General features: G+C 69.2%; 17 protein-coding genes. 4 read left to right on the plus strand and 13 right to left on the minus strand.

Going from position 1 to position 20126, the window contains the following annotated elements:
• Positions 1 to 5 precede the first annotated feature (5 nt).
• The gene (locus AC0HS0_RS06095; RefSeq protein WP_472963523.1) at positions 6 to 1304 is read left to right on the plus strand and encodes an MFS transporter; all 1299 of its coding nucleotides are present in this window, start codon (positions 6 to 8) and stop codon (positions 1302 to 1304) included.
• A gap of 102 nt (positions 1305 to 1406) precedes the next feature.
• Here the strand turns inward: AC0HS0_RS06095 and AC0HS0_RS06100 are convergent, their stop codons facing one another.
• The 11 genes from AC0HS0_RS06100 to AC0HS0_RS06150 all read right to left on the minus strand — a co-directional run bounded on the left by AC0HS0_RS06100 (position 1407) and on the right by AC0HS0_RS06150 (position 14832).
• Complete coding sequence (locus AC0HS0_RS06100; protein ID WP_472962474.1) at positions 1407 to 2021, minus strand: GNAT family N-acetyltransferase; 615 nt, start codon at positions 2019 to 2021, stop codon at positions 1407 to 1409.
• A 150-nt stretch (positions 2022 to 2171) separates the two neighbouring features.
• Positions 2172 to 2903, minus strand: coding sequence for a dienelactone hydrolase family protein (locus AC0HS0_RS06105; RefSeq protein ID WP_472962475.1), 732 nt, complete (start codon positions 2901 to 2903; stop codon positions 2172 to 2174).
• Positions 2904 to 3148: 245 nt separating this feature from the next.
• The gene (locus tag AC0HS0_RS06110) at positions 3149 to 3934 is read right to left on the minus strand and encodes a nucleotidyltransferase domain-containing protein (RefSeq protein ID WP_472962477.1); all 786 of its coding nucleotides are present in this window, start codon (positions 3932 to 3934) and stop codon (positions 3149 to 3151) included.
• Positions 3934 to 5388, minus strand: a complete 1455-nt coding sequence (locus tag AC0HS0_RS06115; protein WP_472962478.1) for a rhamnulokinase — start codon at positions 5386 to 5388, stop codon at positions 3934 to 3936. The genes AC0HS0_RS06110 and AC0HS0_RS06115 overlap by 1 nt, the downstream gene beginning before the upstream one ends.
• A gap of 30 nt (positions 5389 to 5418) precedes the next feature.
• Positions 5419 to 7455, minus strand: a complete 2037-nt coding sequence (locus AC0HS0_RS06120; RefSeq protein ID WP_472962479.1) for a bifunctional aldolase/short-chain dehydrogenase — start codon at positions 7453 to 7455, stop codon at positions 5419 to 5421.
• 92 nt (positions 7456 to 7547) lie between these two features.
• Positions 7548 to 8711: an L-rhamnose isomerase gene (rhaI, locus tag AC0HS0_RS06125; protein ID WP_472962481.1), complete on the minus strand. Its 1164-nt coding sequence runs from the start codon at positions 8709 to 8711 to the stop codon at positions 7548 to 7550.
• A gap of 53 nt (positions 8712 to 8764) precedes the next feature.
• On the minus strand, positions 8765 to 9082 hold the full coding sequence (locus tag AC0HS0_RS06130) for an L-rhamnose mutarotase (protein WP_472962482.1): 318 nt from the start codon (positions 9080 to 9082) through the stop codon (positions 8765 to 8767).
• A 208-nt stretch (positions 9083 to 9290) separates the two neighbouring features.
• Positions 9291 to 11576, minus strand: coding sequence for an alpha-L-rhamnosidase (locus AC0HS0_RS06135; RefSeq protein WP_472962483.1), 2286 nt, complete (start codon positions 11574 to 11576; stop codon positions 9291 to 9293).
• Between the two features lie 85 nt (positions 11577 to 11661).
• The gene (locus AC0HS0_RS06140) at positions 11662 to 12495 is read right to left on the minus strand and encodes a carbohydrate ABC transporter permease (protein WP_472962485.1); all 834 of its coding nucleotides are present in this window, start codon (positions 12493 to 12495) and stop codon (positions 11662 to 11664) included.
• Complete coding sequence (locus AC0HS0_RS06145; RefSeq protein WP_472962486.1) at positions 12492 to 13439, minus strand: carbohydrate ABC transporter permease; 948 nt, start codon at positions 13437 to 13439, stop codon at positions 12492 to 12494. The genes AC0HS0_RS06140 and AC0HS0_RS06145 overlap by 4 nt, the downstream gene beginning before the upstream one ends.
• 73 nt (positions 13440 to 13512) lie before the next feature.
• A complete protein-coding gene (locus AC0HS0_RS06150) occupies positions 13513 to 14832 on the minus strand; it encodes an ABC transporter substrate-binding protein (protein WP_472962488.1) in 1320 nt (439 codons plus the stop codon).
• Positions 14833 to 15148: 316 nt separating this feature from the next.
• On the opposite strand from AC0HS0_RS06150, the gene AC0HS0_RS06155 reads away from it, so the two are divergent.
• The 3 genes from AC0HS0_RS06155 (at position 15149) to AC0HS0_RS06165 (ending at position 17892) form a co-directional block, all read left to right on the plus strand.
• A complete protein-coding gene (locus tag AC0HS0_RS06155) occupies positions 15149 to 16159 on the plus strand; it encodes a LacI family DNA-binding transcriptional regulator (RefSeq protein WP_472962490.1) in 1011 nt (336 codons plus the stop codon).
• Between the two features lie 105 nt (positions 16160 to 16264).
• Positions 16265 to 17116, plus strand: coding sequence for a fumarylacetoacetate hydrolase family protein (locus AC0HS0_RS06160; RefSeq protein ID WP_472962492.1), 852 nt, complete (start codon positions 16265 to 16267; stop codon positions 17114 to 17116).
• 29 nt (positions 17117 to 17145) lie between these two features.
• Positions 17146 to 17892: an SDR family NAD(P)-dependent oxidoreductase gene (locus tag AC0HS0_RS06165; RefSeq protein WP_472962494.1), complete on the plus strand. Its 747-nt coding sequence runs from the start codon at positions 17146 to 17148 to the stop codon at positions 17890 to 17892.
• Between the two features lie 90 nt (positions 17893 to 17982).
• On the opposite strand, the gene AC0HS0_RS06170 is transcribed toward AC0HS0_RS06165, so the two are convergent.
• Positions 17983 to 19281 carry an enolase C-terminal domain-like protein gene (locus AC0HS0_RS06170; protein ID WP_472962497.1) on the minus strand — a complete coding sequence of 433 codons (1299 nt, stop codon included), beginning with the start codon at positions 19279 to 19281 and terminating at the stop codon, positions 17983 to 17985.
• Positions 19282 to 19400: 119 nt separating this feature from the next.
• On the minus strand, positions 19401 to 20111 hold the full coding sequence (locus tag AC0HS0_RS06175) for a GntR family transcriptional regulator (protein WP_472962498.1): 711 nt from the start codon (positions 20109 to 20111) through the stop codon (positions 19401 to 19403).
• Positions 20112 to 20126: the final 15 nt, after the last annotated feature.

Genomic DNA, 20126 nt, shown 5'->3' on the forward strand with positions numbered 1-20126 from the left:
GCGCGATGTTCCGGTCGCTCGCCGGCGTCAACTACCGCATCTGGGCGGCGGGGGCGCTGGTCTCCAACGTCGGCACCTGGATGCAGCGCACGGCGCAGGACTGGATCGTCCTCACCCAGCTCACCCACAACAACGCGTCGGCCGTCGGCATCGTGATGGCGCTGCAGTTCGCGCCGCAGCTCCTCCTCCTGCCGGTGACGGGATGGGCGGCCGACCACCTCGACCGGCGTCGGCTGCTGATGCTGACGCAAGGGTTGATGGGCCTCCTCGGGCTCGGACTCGGCATCCTCACCGTCAGCGGGGCCGTGCAGCTGTGGCACGTCTACCTGTTCGCGTTGGCGCTCGGCGTGGTGGCGGCGTTCGACGCCCCCGCGCGGCAGACCTTCGTGTCGGAGCTGGTCGCAGGCCCCAACCTCTCGAACGCGGTCGCCTTGAACTCGGCGTCGTTCAATGCCGCTCGCCTCCTGGGTCCGGCGGTCGCCGGCCTCCTCACCGCGGCCGTCGGCGCCGGCTGGGTGTTCCTCATCAACGCCGCGACCTTCGGCGCGGTGCTGCTGTCGCTCATGATGCTGCGCAAGGAGAAGCTCTACCGCACCGAGCGCGCCAAGCGGAGTCGCGGCGGCCTGGTCGACGGCTTCCGGTACGTGCGGCGCCGTCCCGACATCCTGGTCATCCTGGTCATGGTGTTCCTGATCGGCACCTTCGGCCTCAACTTCCCGATCTTCATCTCCACGATGTCGGTGAGCGTGTTCCACCAGGGCGCGGGCGAGTACGGCCTCCTGTCGTCGATCATGGCGATCGGTTCGGTGGCCGGTGCCCTGCTCGCGGCCCGCCGCGAACGGCCGCGGATCTCGATGCTGTTCGTCGGCGCAGCGCTCTTCGGCGCGGGCTGCGCTCTCGCGGCGGTCATGCCGACCTACTGGCTGTTCGCGTTCGCGCTCATCATCATCGGCGTCTCGTCGCAGACGCTGATGACCACGGCGAACGGCACCGTGCAGATGACGACGGACCCGCTGCTCCGCGGCCGCGTGATGGCGATCTACATGGCGATCTTCATGGGCGGCACACCCATCGGCGCCCCGATCGTTGGCTGGGTCGCCGACGCGTTCGGCCCCCGCTGGGCGATGGGCGTCGGGGCGGCGAGCGGTTTCGCGGCAGCGCTCGTCGGCGTCTTCTACCTCGTGAAGTACCGCGGGATGCGCGTGCGGTTCACCGGGTTGCGTCCGCGGGTGGTGATGACCCCGCGCGAGGAGGCCCGGGAGGAGCTCGAAGAGGCCGAGGCGACCGCGACGCGGGCCAGCTGAGGCGCCGGTCGGCTGTAGGCATTGGAGGAGATCGGCACCATCCCGGCCCGAAACTCCTCCGGTGACAGTCGCCACGCGGCGCGGCGCTGCCCTTCTCCTCCGTCAGCGCCGCACGACCGTCGTGCGCATGACGCAGTTGACCGTGCCCTTCGGACGGTCGTACTCGAACCCGGCCTCCTCGAAGACCTGGCGGGTCATGCTGTAGACGAACGACGGCGACATCCGCTTGCCCGTGTCGTGCGGGTAGCTCTCGACCGTCCCTCCCCCGGCCTCCGCGATCAGGTCGAGCGCGCCAGCGATGGCGACGCGCGCGACGCCCCTCCCGCGATAGGCGCGGTCGACGAAGATGCACGTGATCCGGTAGTCCGGGAGGGTCGTCGTGGTCGCCAGGTACTCCGTGCGGTGGCGAATGCCGGGCAACTCCTCCGGGCTGCCGAACTGGGCCCAGCCCACCGCCCGGTCGCCGTCGAAGACGAGAGCGGCGTGCGCCTCCCCGCGCTCGACCAGGTGGTGCTTGAGCTCCTTGGTGTAATCGGCCGGGCGCTCGGGCGCCGACGCCGGAACGTAGTGCGACTCGCCATGGAACCACGTGCAGTAGCAGCCGCCGAACCCGCCGCCGCCGTGGCGGTCGCACAGCGCGACGAAGGCCTCCCAGGTGGAGGTGTCGAGCGGGCGCACCTCGTAGGCGATGTCTTCACGTGCTGGGGCTTTCGGCATCGTCGCCCTCCTCTCCCGCGCCGCGAACGTACTCCGCCCCGTTGGTGTCGGCAATGGAGGATGTCCTGCAGCCGCGCCGGCGCGCCGGCAGGCAACGGAGGAGAACGGCGGTCGGTTCGCGCCGAACTCCTGCGTTGCCGATGCCGCCGACTACCCGAAGGTGCGGGGGAAGAGCCGGGTGTCCAGGCGCTCGGCGGGCACGCGGAAGTGGCTGCCGGGGAACCCGAGCAACGCCTTCTCGGCGGAGGCGAACGCGTCGAACAGTGCGAGCTGGTCGGCACGCGTGATCTCCGGATCGTCCAGCGGGAACAGGAATTCGAGCGGGATCGTCACGTGCCGGGCGGCCTCCAGCACGAACGGGTGCGCGCCGATGCCGCCGAAGCTGGCGGCCCGGATGCGCGGTTCGGCGGCGGCGAGCGGGATGCCGATGGCCGAGGCCAGCGTCATCCCGGTGTAGCCGACCGGGCCGGCGCCGAGCTCGTCGAGCTGCTGCAGCATGTCGAGCGTCGCCCGCCACTCCGGCACCGCACGCTCGGCGAGCGACCCGTTGTACTCGGCGATCACGGGGTCGAGGGGCTCGCCCCGTTCGCGCGCACCGAGCATCGCGTCGACCCACTGCTGATCGCGAGCGGGCCTCGGCCGGTCGCCGTGACCTGGTGCGTCGATGGCCGCGACGGCGTAGCCGAGGTCGAGCACCAGCCGGTGGGCGCGGGCGACGAGCCCGGCCGCCTCCTTGTGGAGGCCGCCGCCATGCCCGGAGAGGATGAGCGGCGCGCCGGGTGCAGGAGAGGGAGAGGTCCAGAGGACGCCGGGGACGCCCTCCACGTGGAACCTGCGGCGGCGAACGCCGTCAGCGGTGGAATCGTCGATGAAGAGGTTCATGATGGTCGCCTTTCGGAAGAAGCCTGTGCGGCGCTCCCGGCGACCGGTCGGTCAGTCGCGCGATAGTTCGGGGGACGGGGAGCACCCGTGCATGTGTGCGATCACAGTGCTCACCTCCTCGAGTGGTCTCGAACCGTGAGCGAGCCTAGCGTGAGGCGGACCATTCGTCACGAATGTGCACATTCGTGGCACGAATCTCGACATTCGTGACGAATCTCGGGGCGTGTCACGACAGGAGGGTGCCGCTAGGAGTACTCGGGAGGGGCGGTGCGGTAGCGCCAGGCGAGCTCGTTGTCGAGCACGAAGCGCGACAGCGTCTCGTCGTGCGGCAGCGCGTCGCCGACTGCGGCCTCCACCGCGGCGAGCAGCGCGGAAGCCGTGGAGGGTGACGGCGACGCGATCACCTCGTCGACCAAGGCCACGAAGTCAGGAGGCGCCGACGCCAGCGCCGCCACCCGTGCCCGCAGATACTTGGGCCCCGGGAAGAACGCCTGCTCCTGCGCGAGCAGGGCCCGCGCCGCCGAGGTCGCCAGGTGCACCGACGCGTGCGCGAGCAGCAGCGGGTCGCCGTGCTCGTACGCCTGCTGGAGGAAGTAGCCGCCGTGCAGCCGGCACTGCGCCACGAAGCCGGCGACGCGGTCCGACCAGTCCGACGCCGGCAACGACACCACCCGCGCGAGTCGCGCCTCCAGGTCGGGCACCCGGCTGAACACCACGCGCGTCGACGCGAACGAGTCGCGCACCGGGTCGTCGCCCCGCTCGGCGGCGTCGTCGAGGTAGGACAGCGTCGCCAGTTTGATGTCGAAGTAGCCCTCGTCGTAGCCGATGCCGTCGGTGCTCGTGTACATGAGGCGGCGCGTCGCCCACGCTTCGTCCCAGCGCTTCTCGCTGACCACGAGGTACAGGTCGACGTCCGAGTCGGCCCGTTCCGCTCCGCGCGCGACCGACCCGCTCACGACCACGGCCAGCACCTCCGGGTCGGCCGATGCCGAAGCGACGTAGCGCGCGATCGCCCGCTCGTGGTGCTCCATCAGCGCACGCTCACGCGCGCCGGTTCGTATCGCACCGGCGCGTAGTTGCGCGCGACCAGCGCCCTGAGCGTCTCCAGGTCGCCCGAGATCAGGCCCGCGGACCGCGCCTGCACGAGCGCGTTGCCGAGCGCGGTCGCCTCGACAGGACCCGCCAGCAGCGGCAGCCCGCTGCGGTCGGCCGTCGCCTGGCAGAGCAGAGCGTTGCGTGCTCCCCCGCCGACGATGTGCACCGTCTCCACCGGCACGCCGGACAGCTCGGACGCGGTGCGGACCGAACCGGCGAAGGCCTCCGCCAGGCTCTCGATGATCACGCGCACCATGCCGGCCGGGCTCGCCGGGGCGCGCAGACCGCGCTCGTCGAACCAGTCGGCGATGCGCGACGGGAGGTCGCCCGGCGCGAGGAAGCGCGGGTCGTCGGCGTCGAACAGCTCCGACGGGCGCGGAAGCTCGGCCGCCTCGGCGAGCAGGCTCTCCAGACTGACGTGGAGGCCGCGCCGCTGCCACTCGCGGATCGACTCGCTCAGCAGCCACAGCCCCATGACGTTGTGGAGGTAGCGGATGCGGCCGTCCACACCGCCCTCGTTCGTGAAGTTGGCCGCGCGGCCCTCGTCGCTGACGACGCGGTGCGTGAGCTCGACGCCCACCAGGCCCCAGGTGCCGCACGAGATGTAGGCCGCCCGCGAGGCGTCCATCGGCACGGCGACGACCGCCGACGCCGTATCGTGCGAACCGACTGCGGTGACCGCGGGGCCGGAACCGGCGAACGGAAGGTCGAGCGCCGGCAGCAGCGAACCGACGGCCGTGCCGGCATCCACCAGCGGCGCGAACAGCGAGCGCCGCAACCCCAACCGCCCGATGAGGGCATCGTTCCACGATCCGCCCGCGGTGAGCAGCCCGGTCGTGGAGGCGTTGGTGCGCTCGGCGATCGACTGCCCGCTCAGCCAGTAGGTGATCAGGTCGGGGACGAGGAGGAAGCCATCGGCGGCCTCCGATACCCCGGTCTGCTGATCGTGCGCCAGCTGGTACAGCGAGTTGAAAGGCAGGAACTGGAGGCCGCCTTCGCGGTACAGCTCCTCCGGCGACACGCGGTCGTGCACCAGCGCGACGCCCTCCTCGGTGCGCTCGTCGCGGTAGTGGTACGGCTCGCCCAGCAGCCGGCCCGCGCGCAGCAGGCCGTAGTCGACCGCCCACGCGTCCACGCCGACGCTCGCGAGCCCCGGCTCGGACCGGGCGACCGCGCCGAGGCCTTCCAGCACGCGAGAGAACAGTCCCGTCAGGTCCCAGTGCAGGGCCGCACGGCTTTCCTCCCACAGCCGCACGGGCGTGTTGAGGAAGCGTGCCGCCTCGGTGAGCTCGAGGGTGTTCGCACCCACCCGCGCGTGCATGACGCGCCCGCTGGTCGCACCGAGATCCACGGCGGCGACCGGTCCCGACGCGGAGGCCCCGGCACTCATCGCACGGCTCCGTTCATCGCACGGCCTCGTTCATCGCAGGAACGCCGCCGCGACGCCGGCGTCGACGGGGATGTGGAGGCCGGTGGTGTGGTCGAGGTCGCTGGAGGTGAGCACGGCGACCGCGTTGGCGACGTTCTCGGGCAGCACCTCCCGCTTCAGCAGGGTGCGCTGTGCGTAGTACTTGCCCAGTTCCTCCTCCGGCACGCCGTAGACGGCGGCGCGCTTGGCGCCCCAGCCGCCGGCGAAGATGCCGGAGCCGCGCACGACGCCGTCGGGGTTGATGCCGTTGACCTTGACGCCATAGTCCCCGAGCTCGGCGGCCAGCAGGCGCACCTGGTGGGCCTGGTCGGCCTTGGTGGCCGAGTAGGCGATGTTGTTCGGGCCCGCGAAGACGGAGTTCTTGGAGGAGATGTAGACGATGTCGCCGCCGAGGCCCTGCTCGATGAGGACCTTCGCGGCCGCCTTGGAGACCAGGAACGAACCCTTGGCCATGACGTCGTGCTGGAGGTCCCAGTCGGCTTCGGTGGTCTCCAGCAGCGGCTTGGAGATCGAGAGGCCCGCGTTGTTGACGATCAGGTCGAGGCCGCCGAACTGCAGCAGCGCCTCCTGGATGCCGGCCTGGATGTCGGCCTCGCTGGTGACGTTGGCCGCCACCCCGATCGCGACGTCGGTGCCGCCGAGCTCGGCCGCCGCCGCCTGCGCCTTCTCGAGGTCGAGGTCGGCGATGACGACGCACGCGCCCTCGGCCGCGAGCCGGGTCGCGATCGCCTTGCCGATGCCGGAGGCCGCCCCGGTGACGAGCGCGATGCGCCCCGCGTGCGACTTGGGCTTCGGCAGCCGCTGCAGCTTGGCCTCCTCCAGAGACCAGTATTCGATGTTGAACTTCTCGGCATCACTGATGGGCGCGTAGGTCGAGAGCGCCTCCGCGCCGCGCATCACGTTGATCGCGTTGATGTAGAACTCGCCCGCCACCCGGGCCGTCTGCTTGTTCGCCCCGTACGAGAACATGCCTACGCCCGGGATGAGCACGATCGCCGGGTCCGCACCGCGCATCGCGGGCGACTCGGGCGTCGCGTACTGCTCGTAGTAGGCGGTGTAGTCGGCCCGGTACTGCTCGTGCAGTTCCTTCAGCCGCTCGATCGAGTCCTCGACGGAGGCGTCGGCCGCCAGGTCGAGGATCAGCGGCTTGACCTTGGTGCGCAAGAAGTGGTCGGGGCAGGAGGTGCCGAGTGCACCCAGCCGCGGGTGCTCCTCCGACGCCAGGAAGTCGAGCACGACATCGTCATCGGTGAACGAACCGACCTGCGGCTTGTCCGTCGACGCCAGCCCACGGATCGTCGGCGCAAGAGCCGCCGCCTTCGCACGACGCTCCGCCGGCGCCAACGGCTCGTTCGCAGCGATCCGCGACCCGAACGGCTCGGCACGGCCGTGCGCCTCGATGTAGTCGGCGGCGGTCTGGATGATCCACAGCGAGTTGGCCTCGGCCTCCTCGGAGGTATCGCCCCACGCGGTGATGCCGTGCCCGCCGAGCACCGTGCCGACCGCGTCCGGGTTCGCCGCCTTGATCGCCGCGATATCCAGGCCCAGCTGGAAACCGGGCCGACGCCACGGCACCCACACCACCTTGCCGCCGAAGACCTTCTCGGTCAGAGCCTCCCCGTCGGCCGCGGTCGCGATCGCGATCCCCGAGTCCGGGTGCAGGTGATCGACATGCGCCGCGTCCACCAGCCCGTGCATCGCGGTGTCGATCGACGGTGCGGCCCCGCCCTTGCCGTGCAGCGTGTAGTCGAACGCGGCGACCATCTCGTCCTCGCGGTCCACGCCCGGGTACACGTTCTGCAGGGCACGCAGGCGGTCGAGCCGCAGCACCGCCAGCCCCGCCTCCGTCAGCGTGCCGAGGTCGCCTCCCGAGCCCTTCACCCACAGCAACTCGACCGGCTCACCCGTCACCGGGTCGGTCTCGGTGCCCTTGGCGGAGGTGTTGCCCCCGGCATAGTTCGTGTTCTTCGGGTCGGCGCCGAGGCGGTTCGACCGGGCCAGGAGGGCCGCGACGGTCTCGTTCGTCATTCTGCGTATGTCCTTCGATGGTGGGTCTGCGGTGCTGCAACCGGCATAGCAGGTTAGCGGCCGGGCGTGTGCGCGGTCAGGCGTGTGCGCGGTCAGGCGCCCCAGCCGGCCTGGGTGCCGCCGACGCGCTCCGACTCGATCTTCTGCTGGTAGCCCGAAGCCTTGTACGCGGCCATCGGGTCGGCCGGAAGGCCACGCGACTCGCGGAAGGCGGCCAGGTCGGCGCGTACGTCGGTGTTGAAGGCGTCCATGAAAACCGTGTTGGCGGCGAGCACGTCGCCTGCGGTCTGTGCGGCCGCCAGGGCCTCGGTGTCGACCAGCAGCGCCTTGGCGGTGGCCTCCTGCACGTTCAGCACCGAGCGGATCTGGCCCGGGATCTTCGCCTCCAGGTTGTGGCACTGGTCGAGCATGAACGCGACGTCCGGGTTGGCGTAGCCGCCGCCGCGGATGACCTCGAAGACGATCCGGAACAGCTGGAACGGGTCGGCGGCGCCCACGATCAGGTCGTCGTCGGCGTAGAACCGGCTGTTGAAGTCGAAGCTCCCGAGCTTGCCGAGGCGCAGCAGCTGCATGACGATGAACTCGATGTTCGTGCCCGGCGCGTGGTGGCCGGTGTCGAGGCACACCACCGCGCGCTCGCCCAGAGCGGCGGTCTGCACGTAGCTGGTCCCCCAGTCGGGAACGTCGGTGTGGTAGAACGCCGGCTCGAAGAACTTGTACTCCAGCACCAGCCGCTGACCCTCGCCGATCCGCTCGTAGATCTTCTGGAGGCTGTCGGCGAGCCGGTCCTGCCGGGCGCGCATCGAGTCCTGGCCCGGGTAGTTCGTGCCGTCGGCCAGCCAGATCTTCAGATCGCGCGAGCCGGTCTCGTTCATGATGTCGATGCACTCGAAGTGGTGGTCGATCGCCTTCTGGCGGATCCGGTCGTCCCAATGCGTGACCGAGCCGAACTTGTAGTCGTCGTCCTGGAACGTGTTCGAGTTGACCGTGCCCAGCTCGACGCCGTTGTCCTGGGCGTGCTTACGCAGATCCGAGTACGACGAGACTTTGTCCCACGGGATGTGCAGAGCGACCGTCGGCGCCAGCCCGGTGTGCTTGTGCACCTGCGCGGCGTCCGAGATCTTCTCGAACGGGTCGCGCGCCGTGCCTGGAGTGCCGAACACCCGGAAGCGCGTCCCCGAGTTGCCGAACGCCCAGCTCGGGAGCTCGATGGCCTGCAGCGCGAGCTGGGACCGGATGTCGTCGGTGAGGGTCATGATCTCCCTTTCGTCGTAGTTCTTGATGCGTGTGAGGCGGCGTGCGAAGCCGCTCAGTGAAGATGGAAGTACTCGGTCAGCCGCTTCATGGTGGTGTCGGGAGCAGCCCCCTCGGCGAAGAAGCCGGCCATGGTCGCCTGCCAGCGCGCGTTGACCTCGCGCTGGTTCATCGCGGCGACCGCGGCGTCGAAGTCGTCGGTCTCCACGACGCCGACGACCAGCGCAGCCTCCTGATCGACGAAGAGCGAGTAGTTCGCCCAGCCGGTCTCGCTCAGCGCGTCGAGCATCTCCGGCCAGACGGTCTCGTGCGCGGCCAGGTACTCGGCCACCCGCTCCGGCTTCAGCCGCATCGTGAAGCACACCCGTTCCACGTCAACTCCTCCGTCGTAATGAATCGATTCAAACTGAATCGATTCAAAAGATAACACATCGTCCGAGAGGCCATGCGGCGCGGAGTCGAGCAGAGACATCCGCGCCGCACGCCGGCATGTGGGGTCCGCGGTCGCGGGCTCGCGCGGCGCTGGGGTCGCACCATCGCTTCGCGCTGCCCATAGCTCCACCGCGCCCATCGTTCTCAGGTCAGCGCACCGCGCCGACGGACCCCGGGATCTCCGCCGTCACCGAGACCGGTCCGCCGCTCAGCCGCTGGTCTTCGCGGCCGGGCAGCCGCAGGATGCCGTCCACACCCTCCGGCAGCTCTGCGTCGACCGTCAGGAGGTCGCCGTCGAGACTCCAGCGCACCGACGCCCGGCCGTGCGGGGTCTCGAGCGACGTGGCCGCCTCGGTCAGGCCTCCACCGGGCTGCGGGGCGACGAGCACGGACGCGTAGCCCGGCTTCAGCGGCGCGAGGCCGCCGACGACGCGGTGCATCCAGTCCGCGACCGCACCGAGCGCGTAGTGGTTGAACGAGGTCATCTCACCCGGGTTGATGGTGCCGTCGGGCAGCATCGAGTCCCAGCGCTCCCACACGGTGGTCGCGCCCATGGTGACCGGGTAGAGCCACGACGGGCACTCCTTCTCGAGGAGGAGCCGGTAGGCGACGTCGGTGTGGCCGGTCTGGGTGAGCGCGTCCGCGATGAACGGCGTGCCCGCGAAGCCGGTCGAGATGCGGTAGCCGGCCTCGGCCGCGAGTTCGGCGAGCCGGTCGCCCGCGAACTCCTCGGCCGCTTCGTCCAGCAGCCCGAAAACGATCGCGAGCGAGTAGACCGTGGTGCAGTCGCTCAGCACGACGCCACCCGAGACGTACTCCCGGTTGAAGGCGGCGCGGAGGTCGGCGGCATGCGCCTCGAACTCCGCCTGCTCCGCCGTGCGGCCGAGCAGCGCAGCGGTGTCGGCGAGGATCCGCGCGGACCGGTAGGCGCACGCGGTCGCGACGACGCCCTTGTCTGCCTTGGCCTTCGCCGGGTCCTCCGGCGGCGCATCCGGGTCGAGCCAGTCGCCGAACTGGAAGTTGCCGTCCCAGACGCCGGCCGGCGACAGGAGCGACTTCACACGACGCACATGCGACGCCATCGAGTCGAACTGGCGCTCCAGCACCGCCGTGTCACCGTAGGCCTCGTAGAGGTCCCAGGGCACCCAGACCGCGGCGTCGCTCCAGAGGGCCGTGGTGTTCGGCTTGCCGAAGTCCTCCGGGTGCGGCATGTACTTGAGCACGTCCGGGATGACGAAGCCGACGATGCCGTCGTTGTGCCGCTGCTCCAGATCGAGGTCCACCAGCCAGTCGGAGAGGAACGCCTCCACGTCGTAGAGGTAGGCCGCGGTCGGCGCGAACGCCGCGATGTCGCCGGTCCAGCCGAGGCGCTCGTCGCGCTGCGGGCAGTCGGTTGGCACGTCCACGAAGTTGCCGCGCATGCCCCACACCACGTTCTCGTGGAACTGGTTGAGCAGCGGGTCGGAACTGCTGAACTCGCCGATCCGGGTCAACTCGGAGCCGACCGCGATCGCCGCCAGGTCCTCCGCCTTCAACTCGCCCGGCCAGCCGGTGACCTCGGCGTAGCGGAAGCCGTGGAACGTGAAGGTCGGCTCGAACTCGTCCACGCCTCCCGAGAGGATGTAGCGATCGGTGGCCTGCGCCGTGCGCAGCGGCCGTACCCCCAGCTCACCGTGCTCGAGTACTTCCGCGTGCCGGATGGTCACCTCGGTACCCGCCGGCCCCTGCACCCGCACCTTGATCCAGCCGACCAGGTTCTGCCCGAAGTCGACGAGCGTCTTGCCCGACGGCGAGGTGCTGATCTCTTGCACCGGGAGGCTCGCCCAGCGCTTCACGGGCGGGCCGATGTACGGTTCCAGCTTGGCGGTGTCGAACTCGAGCGCGTGGACGCCGGTCCAGCCCTCGCCGGAGAAGCCCGGCTTCTTCCAGGCGTCGTCGCGCAGGCGGGCGTCGATGGTCTCGCCGTCGTAGATGTCGTTCGCGAGGACTGCGCTCGGGCCGCTGGCCCAGCTGTCGTCGGTGACGACCAGCTGCGTGCTGCCGTCGGCGAACTCGACCTCCAGCTGGGCGAAGGCGCCGATCGCGTCGCCGTACCAGGAGCCACCGCCCGACCAGCCGAGGCGGCCGCCGAACCAGCCCTTGCCGAGCGCGATACCGAGCACCGTTGCGCCCTCGCCGGCGCTCGCCTCCACCAGGGCGGTGACGTCGTAGGTCGCGTAGCGCAGGCGCCACTCGTAGCTGCTCCAGCCCGGCGTGAGCACGTCGTCGGAGACGGCGCGGCCGTTCAGCCAGGCCTCCACCACCCCCTGGGCGCTGAGGGTGAGGGTGGCGCGGGTGACGGCGCCGTGGCCGTCCTCGAGCGAGAACTCCCTGCGCAGCAGCGGAGCCCCGGCGAAGTCCTCGTCCGCGGCGATCATCTGGGCGTGCCAAGTCATGGTTGTCGTCTCTCCGGTTTCGTTTCGTTCGTGTTCGTTTGTTCGGTGTTCGGTGTTCGGTTCGGTGTCGTGCGGCCGGTGGCCGTCAGCCCTTGACCGCGCCCGAGGTGATCCCGGCGATGATCTGGCGGTTGAAGAAGATGTAGGCGACCAGCGGCGGGATGGTGATGAGCAGGATGTCCATGAAGAGCAGGTTGTAGAAGCTCAGGTTCTGCCCGGAGAACGTGTAGAGGGTGGTCTGCACCGTGGCGTTGTCGCTGCCCGGGAGGAAGTAGAGCGGTCCGGCGAAGTCGTTGAAGACGAACACCGACTGAACGACGATCACGGTCACGATCACCGGACGCAGCAGCGGCAGGACGACCTGGAAGAACAGGCGCACCCGGCCGGCGCCGTCGAGCACGGCGGCCTCGTCGAGCTCCTTGGGCACCGTGTTGAAGAACGCCCGGAAGAGCAGGATGGAGAAGGAGAGCCCGAACGTCGTCTCGATCAGGATCATGCCGGGCATGGTCTTGTAGAGCCCGACGCCCTGCAGCACCCAGATGGTCGGCACCACGGCGGGCGGCACAATCAGACCGGCGAGGACGAAGAAGTTGACCACCGGGCCCCACTTGCTCCGCTTGCGGGCCAGCACATAACCGGCCATCGCCGAGAAGATCACGATGAGCGCCACCGATCCGACCGTGAGGACGAACGAGTTCAGGAACGCCCGCCAGATCAGGCCGTCGCCGCTCTGCAGCACCGCGACCAGGTTCGGGAAGAACTGCCACTCCTTGGGCCAGCTGAAGGCGAGGCTCGAGGCATCGTCCGGGGTCTTGGAGGCCTGCAGCACGATGAACGCGAGCGGCACCAGGAAGACGACGACGGAGACGAGGATCGCGACGACGCCGATGATCCAGGCGCGGGTCTTGGCGGCGGTCACAGTTCCACCTGCTTTCTGTTGAGCCAGTACGAGAGCGGCACCATGATGATCGTCACCACGAGGAAGAGGACGACGTTGCCTGCTGTGGACAGGCCGAAGAAGCCGGCCTGGTATTGCTTGTAGATCACCGACGCGAGCACGTCGCTGGTGAAGCCGGGCCCGCCTCCGGTGGTCGCCCAGATGATGTCGAAGGAGCGCAGACCGCCGATCAGCGACAAGATGATGACCGTCGCCACAGCGCCCCGGCTCAGCGGGATCGTGATGCGGCGCAGGATCTGCAGGTATCCGGCGCCGTCGATCTTCGCCGCCTCGAAATACTCGCCCGGGATGGCGACGATGCCGGCCATGAAGATCAGCGTGGCGATGCCGACGCCCTTCCAGATGTCCACTCCGGCGATCGTGTAGAGCGCGAGGTTGGGGTCGGTGAACCAACCGGGCTGCGGGAGGCCGAAGAAGCCGAGCACCCCGTTGACCATTCCGTGGAACGGGTCAAGCAGCGATTTCCAGAGGATGCCGACGCCGATGGTCGACAGCAGCACGGGGAAGAACACCACAGCGCGCAGGTAGCCGCGCCCGACGATCGGGGCGGTCAGCAGCAGCGCGAGCAGGAAGCCGATGATCACCTTGGCTCCCGAGGTGAGCACGGCGTAGATCAGGGTGTGGATGAAGCTGGTGTAGAGCTGCGGGTCCTGGAAGAACTGCACATAGTTCGCGAAGCCGATGAAGGTCGAGTCGAACAGCGACCAGCGCGTCAGCGAGAAATAGAACGACGAGATCGTCGGGGCCGCGAAGAAGATCACATACAGGGCGATCGCGGGGATGAAGAACCAGGTCGGGTAGTTCGACCGCATCCGCGATTTGGTGGGTTTGCTGGTGCGCGAGGCCCCCACCTCGCTGATGATGTCGGCCGCCTGAGTGGCGGTCGCGGGGCTTGCCGTCGACATTGTCTGCTCCTCGTCGAGTCTTCTGGGGTGTTTGGGTCCGGGCCGGCGCCTCAGCGCCGGCCCGGACGAGGGCTCACCAGCCCTTGATGCCGAGCTGCTGGGCCTGCGCCTTCACATCCTGGTCGTACAGAGCCGCGCCCTGCTGACCGGTGGAGATGCCCGAGCCGACCTGGATCAGGATCTTCTCCAGGTTCGGGCCCTTGATCGGCGACAGGAACTCGAGCGCGAGGCCCGTCTTCTTGTCGTCCTGGTACTTCAGCTCGTCCTTGACCAGCGCGGGAGCGCTGTCCGGTACCTTGCAGGTGCTGATCGCGAACGGGCCGGCGGGGGTGCCTGCACTGTTCTGGATGTCGCAGCCCGTGGGCGAGTTGATGAAGGCGACGAGCTTCTTGGCCGCGGCCAGCTTGTCCCCGGTCGTGGTCTTCGGGACGTAGGCGCCGCCCGGCTCCCACACCGTCGCGTGCGGCTCACCCGAGTCGCTCGGGATCGCGAAGTAGCCGATGTCGTTGATCTGATCGGGGTTGGACTGCAGCACGTTGCTGATCACGGTGGTGATCATCGGGTACTGCGCGCCTGCGCCGGTCGCCAGCATCTTGAGGGCGTTGACGTTGGTCAGCGACGCGTAGTCCTTGTTCATCAGACCCTTGTCGAAGATCTCCTGCGTGTGCGTGAAGCCCGCGAGCGCCGGCTCCTTGGAGTACTTCGCGTTGGACTTGTTCGCCGTGTAGTCGTCGGCCCACTTGGGGTCGGACGCGTTGACGTTGGCGAAGTCGGCGAGCACGAACAGCTGGCTGGTCCAGGTGTCACCGTACGACTGGATCACCGGCGCGATGCCGGCGGCCTTGATCTTCTCGCTGTTGCTGATGAACTCGCTCCAGGTCGTGGGGACCTGCAGGCCGAGCTTCTCGTAGACCTTCTTGTTGTACATGATGCCGCCGTCGAACGTCGTGCCGGTCGGGGCGCCGTAGGTGCCCTTGTCGGTGCTGACGGTCTTCTTGAAGTCGTCGGTGATGTCCTTCACCCACGGCTCGTCGGTGAGCGGCTGGAGCTGCGTGTCCGGGTGCAGCGCCTGGAAGAGCGATCCCGAGTTGTAGAGGAACACGTCGTTCATCTCACCCGTGGACAGGCGGGTCTTGATGAGGTTGTCGCCGTCGGTTCCCGCCGGGCGGGTCTCGACCTTGACCGTGATCTTCGGGTTGGCCTTGTGGAAGGCCGACGACAGGTCGTTCGCGAACTTGGTGCTGGCCGGGTCGTTTCCGCCGGCGAGGAGCGAGATGGTGACCGGGCCGTTGGAGTTTCCGCCCGACGAGCTGCAACCGGCGAGCGCGAGCGCCGCGATGGCGATGCCGCCGAGTGTGGCGACGACCTTCGTCGTCGTCCTGCGAGAGAACATCAAATACCTCCTTGTATTCGGGACGTTTCCGCCCCTGGGTGCGTGGGGTGTTTTGAAACGCTTCACATGAAGATAAGTCCTCTGGCGGAGTACGTCAAGAAGAAATTGTGTCGATTCAGTAACGAGGCCCGACAAGCGCACTGAATCGCGCGTTCAATCCGAAGGGAACGATCGGCTTGGTTTGCAAATACCGGTCTACCTGGGATTTTTCGGCCGAATATTCTGCCGCCAAAAAGCCGCCTGCCGATCCGGATTGAAAATTGTTTCGTTTCAAAGCGACCTTTCCGTTACCATGGCCGCGGGAGGGAGCGACTTCATGGCTTCTGCAAGCGTCAAAGACGTCGCGGCACTGGCTCAGGTGTCGGTCGGGACGGTGTCGAACGTGCTCAACCGGCCAGACATCGTCTCCCCCGAGACGGTCGAGCGGGTGCACCTGGCGATGGAGAAACTCTCGTACGTGCGCAACGAGGCGGCCCGCCAGCTGCGCATCGGCCACAGCCAGGCGATCGGCCTCATCTCGCTGAGCGGCGCCAACCCGTTCTTCACCGACGTGGCGACCGCAGCCGAGAACGCCGCCGCCGCCGCAGGGTACGAAGTCATCGTCGGCAACAGCGACGAGCGCAGCGAACGCGAGGCCGGCTACCTCAACCTGTTCGAGGAGCTCCGCGTGCGCGGGGTACTGCTCTCGCCCGTCGGCGATGTCGCTCCGCGCTTGCGTCGGATGCGCGACCGCGACATCCCCGTCGTGCTCGTGGACCGCGAGAGCAGCGACAGCACCTTCAGCTCGGTCTCGGTCGACGACGTCGCGGGAGGCGCCCTCGCCGCGCAGCACCTCATCGACACCGGTCGCACCCGCCTGCTGTTCGTCGGAGGGCCGGCCGCGATCCAGCAGGTGAGCGACCGGCTCGCGGGCGCGCGCTCGGTCGTCGACCGGCATCCCGACGTCACGCTGGAGGTGGTGTTCGGCGACGCGCTGTCCGTGCTGGAGGGCCGCCGCATCGGCCAGACGGTCGCCGAGCGGGAGGCCGCCGACCGCCCCGACGCCGTCTTCGCCGCCAACGACCTCCTGGCCATCGGCCTCCTGCAGTCGCTGGTCATCGGCGGCACGCTGGCCGTCCCCGACCAGATCGCGCTCGTCGGCTACGACGACATCCTGTTCGCCGGTGCGTCCGTCGTGCCGCTCACCTCGGTACGGCAGCCCAGCCACCTGATCGGCGAGACCGCCGTGCAGATCCTGCTCGAAGAGGCCGAGGACCGCTCGCTGGAGCCACGGCACATCCGCTATCAGCCGGAGCTGGTCGTGCGCGCGAGCACGACGCGGCGCTGACGCCTGGCCGTGCTGGGCGTCTGGCGTGCCGACCTTGGATTCCTATAGGAAATAGTAATAGGCTGGCGGGGTGCGGTGGGAAGCCCCGCCGGCGAAAGGACCCCCATGCGTTTCATGCGACTCGGCGCCGCGGGCGCTGAGATCCCGGTCATCGACGACGGCGAGAGCACCTGGGATCTTCGCCCGCTGACAGCCGACATCGACGGCGCGTTCCTCGCCTCCGACGGGCTGGCACGCGCCGAAACCGCCGCACTCGCGGGCGAGCTGCCGCGCTTCGACGCGGCCGGACTGCGCATCGGCGCCCCGATCGCGCGCCCGCAGGCCGTCATCTGCATCGGCATGAACTACGCCGCTCACGCTCGCGAGTCGGGCTCCGAGCCGCCGAGCGACATCGTCGTCTTCTACAAGCACCCCAACACGGTCGTCGGGCCGAACGACGACATCCTGCTCCCTCCCGGCTCCACCACCACCGACTGGGAGGTCGAGCTCGCCGTCGTCATCGGCACCCGCGCCCGCTATCTGTCGTCGCCCGCGGAGGCGCTCGCGCACATCGCAGGCTTCGCCGTGGCGAACGACGTCTCCGAGCGCGAGTACCAGCTGCAGCGCTCGCTCGGGCAGTGGAGCAAGGGCAAGAGCTTCGAGACCTTCAACCCGCTGGGCCCCTGGCTCGTGCCTGCCGCGGAGGTGGGCGACGGATCGGGCCTGCGGATCTGGTCGACGGTGAACGGCGAGCCCCGCCAGAACTCCTCGACCTCCGACCTGATCTTCGGTGTCGCCGAGATCATCCACCGGCTCAGCCAGTTCACCGTGCTCGAGCCCGGCGACCTCATCAACACCGGCACCCCGGAGGGCGTCGGCCTCTCGGGCCGGTTCCCCTATCTCGCCGCCGGCGACCAGGTGCGGATCGGGATCGACGGGCTCGGCGAGCAGGCCGCCACCGTGCGCGCCGCATCCTGACCACCGCAGAACACCACGAGGAGACGACGTTGTCCGAATTCGAAGGGCTCGTGGCCGCGGTCACGGGCGGAGCATCCGGCCTGGGCAAGGCCATCGCCGACGAGCTCGCGAGCCGCGGCGCCCGCGTGTACGCGCTCGACCTCGACGCTGCGGCGGTCGCGGAGCCGCACACCGGCGTGCGCTGCGACATCGGCGACGACGAGAGCGTGCGCGCCGCGATCGCGCAGGTGGTCGCCGACGCCGGCCGCCTCGACGTCGTGATCGCCAACGCCGGCATCGGTGCGCAGGGCGACGTGGAGGCCAACGACGACGACGAGTGGCTGCGCGTGCTCAACGTCAACGTCGTCGGCTCCGCCCGCACCATCCGGCACGCCCTCCCCCACCTGAAGGCGTCGCCCTCGCCCGCCGTCGTGCTCACGAGCTCCATCGCGGCGTGGGCCGGCCTCCCGCAGCGCGTCCTCTATTCGGCCTCCAAGGGCGCGATCTCGGCCATGACGCTGGCGATCGCCGCCGACTCGCTCCCGCTCGGCATCCGCGTCAATGCGGTCGCTCCGGGCACGGCCGACACCCCGTGGGTGGGTCGCCTGCTCGACAGCGCGGTCGACCCCGAGGCCGAACGTGCGGCGTTGGAGGCCCGCCAGCCGAGCGGCCGTCTGGTGCGGCCGCAGGAGGTCGCGGACGCCGTCGCCTACCTCGCGTCGCCGCGGTCGGCCTCCACGAACGGCGTCATCCTCGCCGTCGACGGCGGTATGTACTCCCTCCGCCCCCGCCGCTGACGCACTGCACGCCCGCACACTCCACGAAGGGCACGTTGTTGTCACTTTTCGCGGCGAAAAGTGACAACAACGTGCCCTTCGGCGTTCCTGTCACGGAGTGGGGACGGTGACGGGGGCGTATCGGTGCGCGTGGAGGGATTCGGGCAGCATCTCCATGCCGATGCCGGGCGCGAGCGGGGCGCGGTAGCGGCCGCCGGCCAGCTCGACGGGAGCGACGAAGTGCTCGTGGAGGTGCTTGGTGTACTCGATCATCCGGCCCTCCTGGGTGGCGGAGACCGCGACGAAGTCGAACATCGAGAAGTGCTGCACCGCCTCGCAGAGCCCGACTCCACCTGCATGCGGGCACACCGGCACGCCGAACTTCGCGGCCAGCAGCAGGATGGCGATGTTCTCGTTCACGCCGGCGACGCGCGTCGAGTCGATCTGCACGATCGCGGCCGCGTCGGCCTGCAGGAGCTGCTTGAACAGCACACGGCTCATACCGTGCTCGCCCGTCGCGATAGGCACGGGCGCAACGGCACGAGCGATCGCCGCGTGGGCGAGCACGTCGTCGGGGCTCGTCGGCTCCTCGACCCACGCGAGGTCGAAGGGCTCGAGGGCGCGGATCCACTCGATCGCCTGATCGCGGTCCCAGCGCTGGTTCGCGTCGATGGCGATCCGGATGTCGGGGCCGACCTCGTCGCGGGCGATCCGGAGGCGACGGAGGTCGTCCTCCAGCCGGTCGCCGACCTTGAGCTTGATCTGCTGGAAGCCTTCGTCGACGGCCTCGCGCGCCAGGCGCCGCAGCTTCTCATCGGAGTAGCCGAGCCAGCCGGGCGTGGTGGTGTAACCGGGATAGCCGGTCGCCAGGAGCTCGGCCTCGCGCGCGGCCCGGCCGGGCTCCGCGGCGCGCAGGATCGCGAGCGCGTCCTCCCGCGTCAGCGCGTCGCTGAGGTAGCGGAAGTCGACCACGTCGACGAGCTCCTCGGGGGTCATGCGCGCGAGCAACTGCCACAGTGGGAGGCCGGCGCGCTTGGCCTTCAGATCCCAGAAGGCGTTGACGACAGCGCCGATCGCCATGTGCATGACGCCCTTCTCGGGGCCGAGCCAGCGCAGCTGGGAGTCGTGCACGAACTCGCGCCAGAACGCGCCCAGGTCGTCGAGGATGGCCTCCACTTGGCGCCCGATCACGCGGTGCACGACCGCCTCGATCGCCGCGACCTGCACGTCGTTGCCGCGGCCGATCGTGAACACGAACGAGTGACCCTCCAGCCCGTCCGGAGCGTCGGTGCTCACGCGCAGGTAGGCGGCGGAGTAGTCGGGGTCGGGATTCATCGCATCCGAGCCGTCGAGGAGCGCCGATGTCTCGAAGCGCACGTCCAGGGTCTCGAAGCCGATCACGGAGCTCATAGGCAACATCCTATTGGATATAGCAAGCAGAGCACCAGCCGGGTCGCCCCCAACGCGAAGACGCCCACGTGGTCAGGCACGTGGGCGTCTGCTGGATCCGAACCGCGAACGAAGCGGGACTATTTCGCCCCCGCCTCCTCCAGGCTCGACGAGATGCGCTCGTACGACTTGGTCACGTGGTCGAGCATCGCCTGCTCCGCGCGAGCGGCATCGCCCGTCCGCAGCGCCTCCAGTACGGCCTCGTGCTCGCCGGAGGTCTCGTCGACCACGCCGTGCTTGAAGTAGATGCGGTACTGGTGCATGTGCGGGCGGAGCCGCACGATCGCGTCGGCCAGCAGCCCGTTGCCGGAGTGCGCGGCGATCAGGCGGTGGAACTCGGCGTCCTGATTGGCGAAGTCCTTGTAGTCATCGAACCGGTCGGCGCCGGTCTGCGACGCGTCGCCACTGCGGCGCATGTCCTCGCAGAGCTGCTCCAGCCGGTCCAGTGTCTCGGCATCGATCTCTCCGGCGGCGTGACGGGAGGCGTACGGCTCCAGCAGCCGCCGCATCTCGAACAGCTCCCGGAGCCCGTCGCTGTCGAGCAACGGGGCCGCAGTGTAGCCCTTGAGGGCCTTCTTGACGACGAGCCCCTCGGACTCCAGGCGTGCAAGAGCCTCGCGCACGGGGGTCGGCGAGACGCCGAGCTGGCGGGCGATGCCGTCGATGCTGGCGCGGCTTCCCGGCTCGATCACCTGGTCCATGAGCAGGCCGAGCACGGCGTCGTAGACGTCGTCGGCCAGCGCCCGCCGCGCGGGAAGGAAGTGTTCACCGGGGGAAGGTTCGATGCTCATGTGCACATCCTAGGC

The organism is Leifsonia sp. PARNA 1/14 (assembly GCF_055720965.1).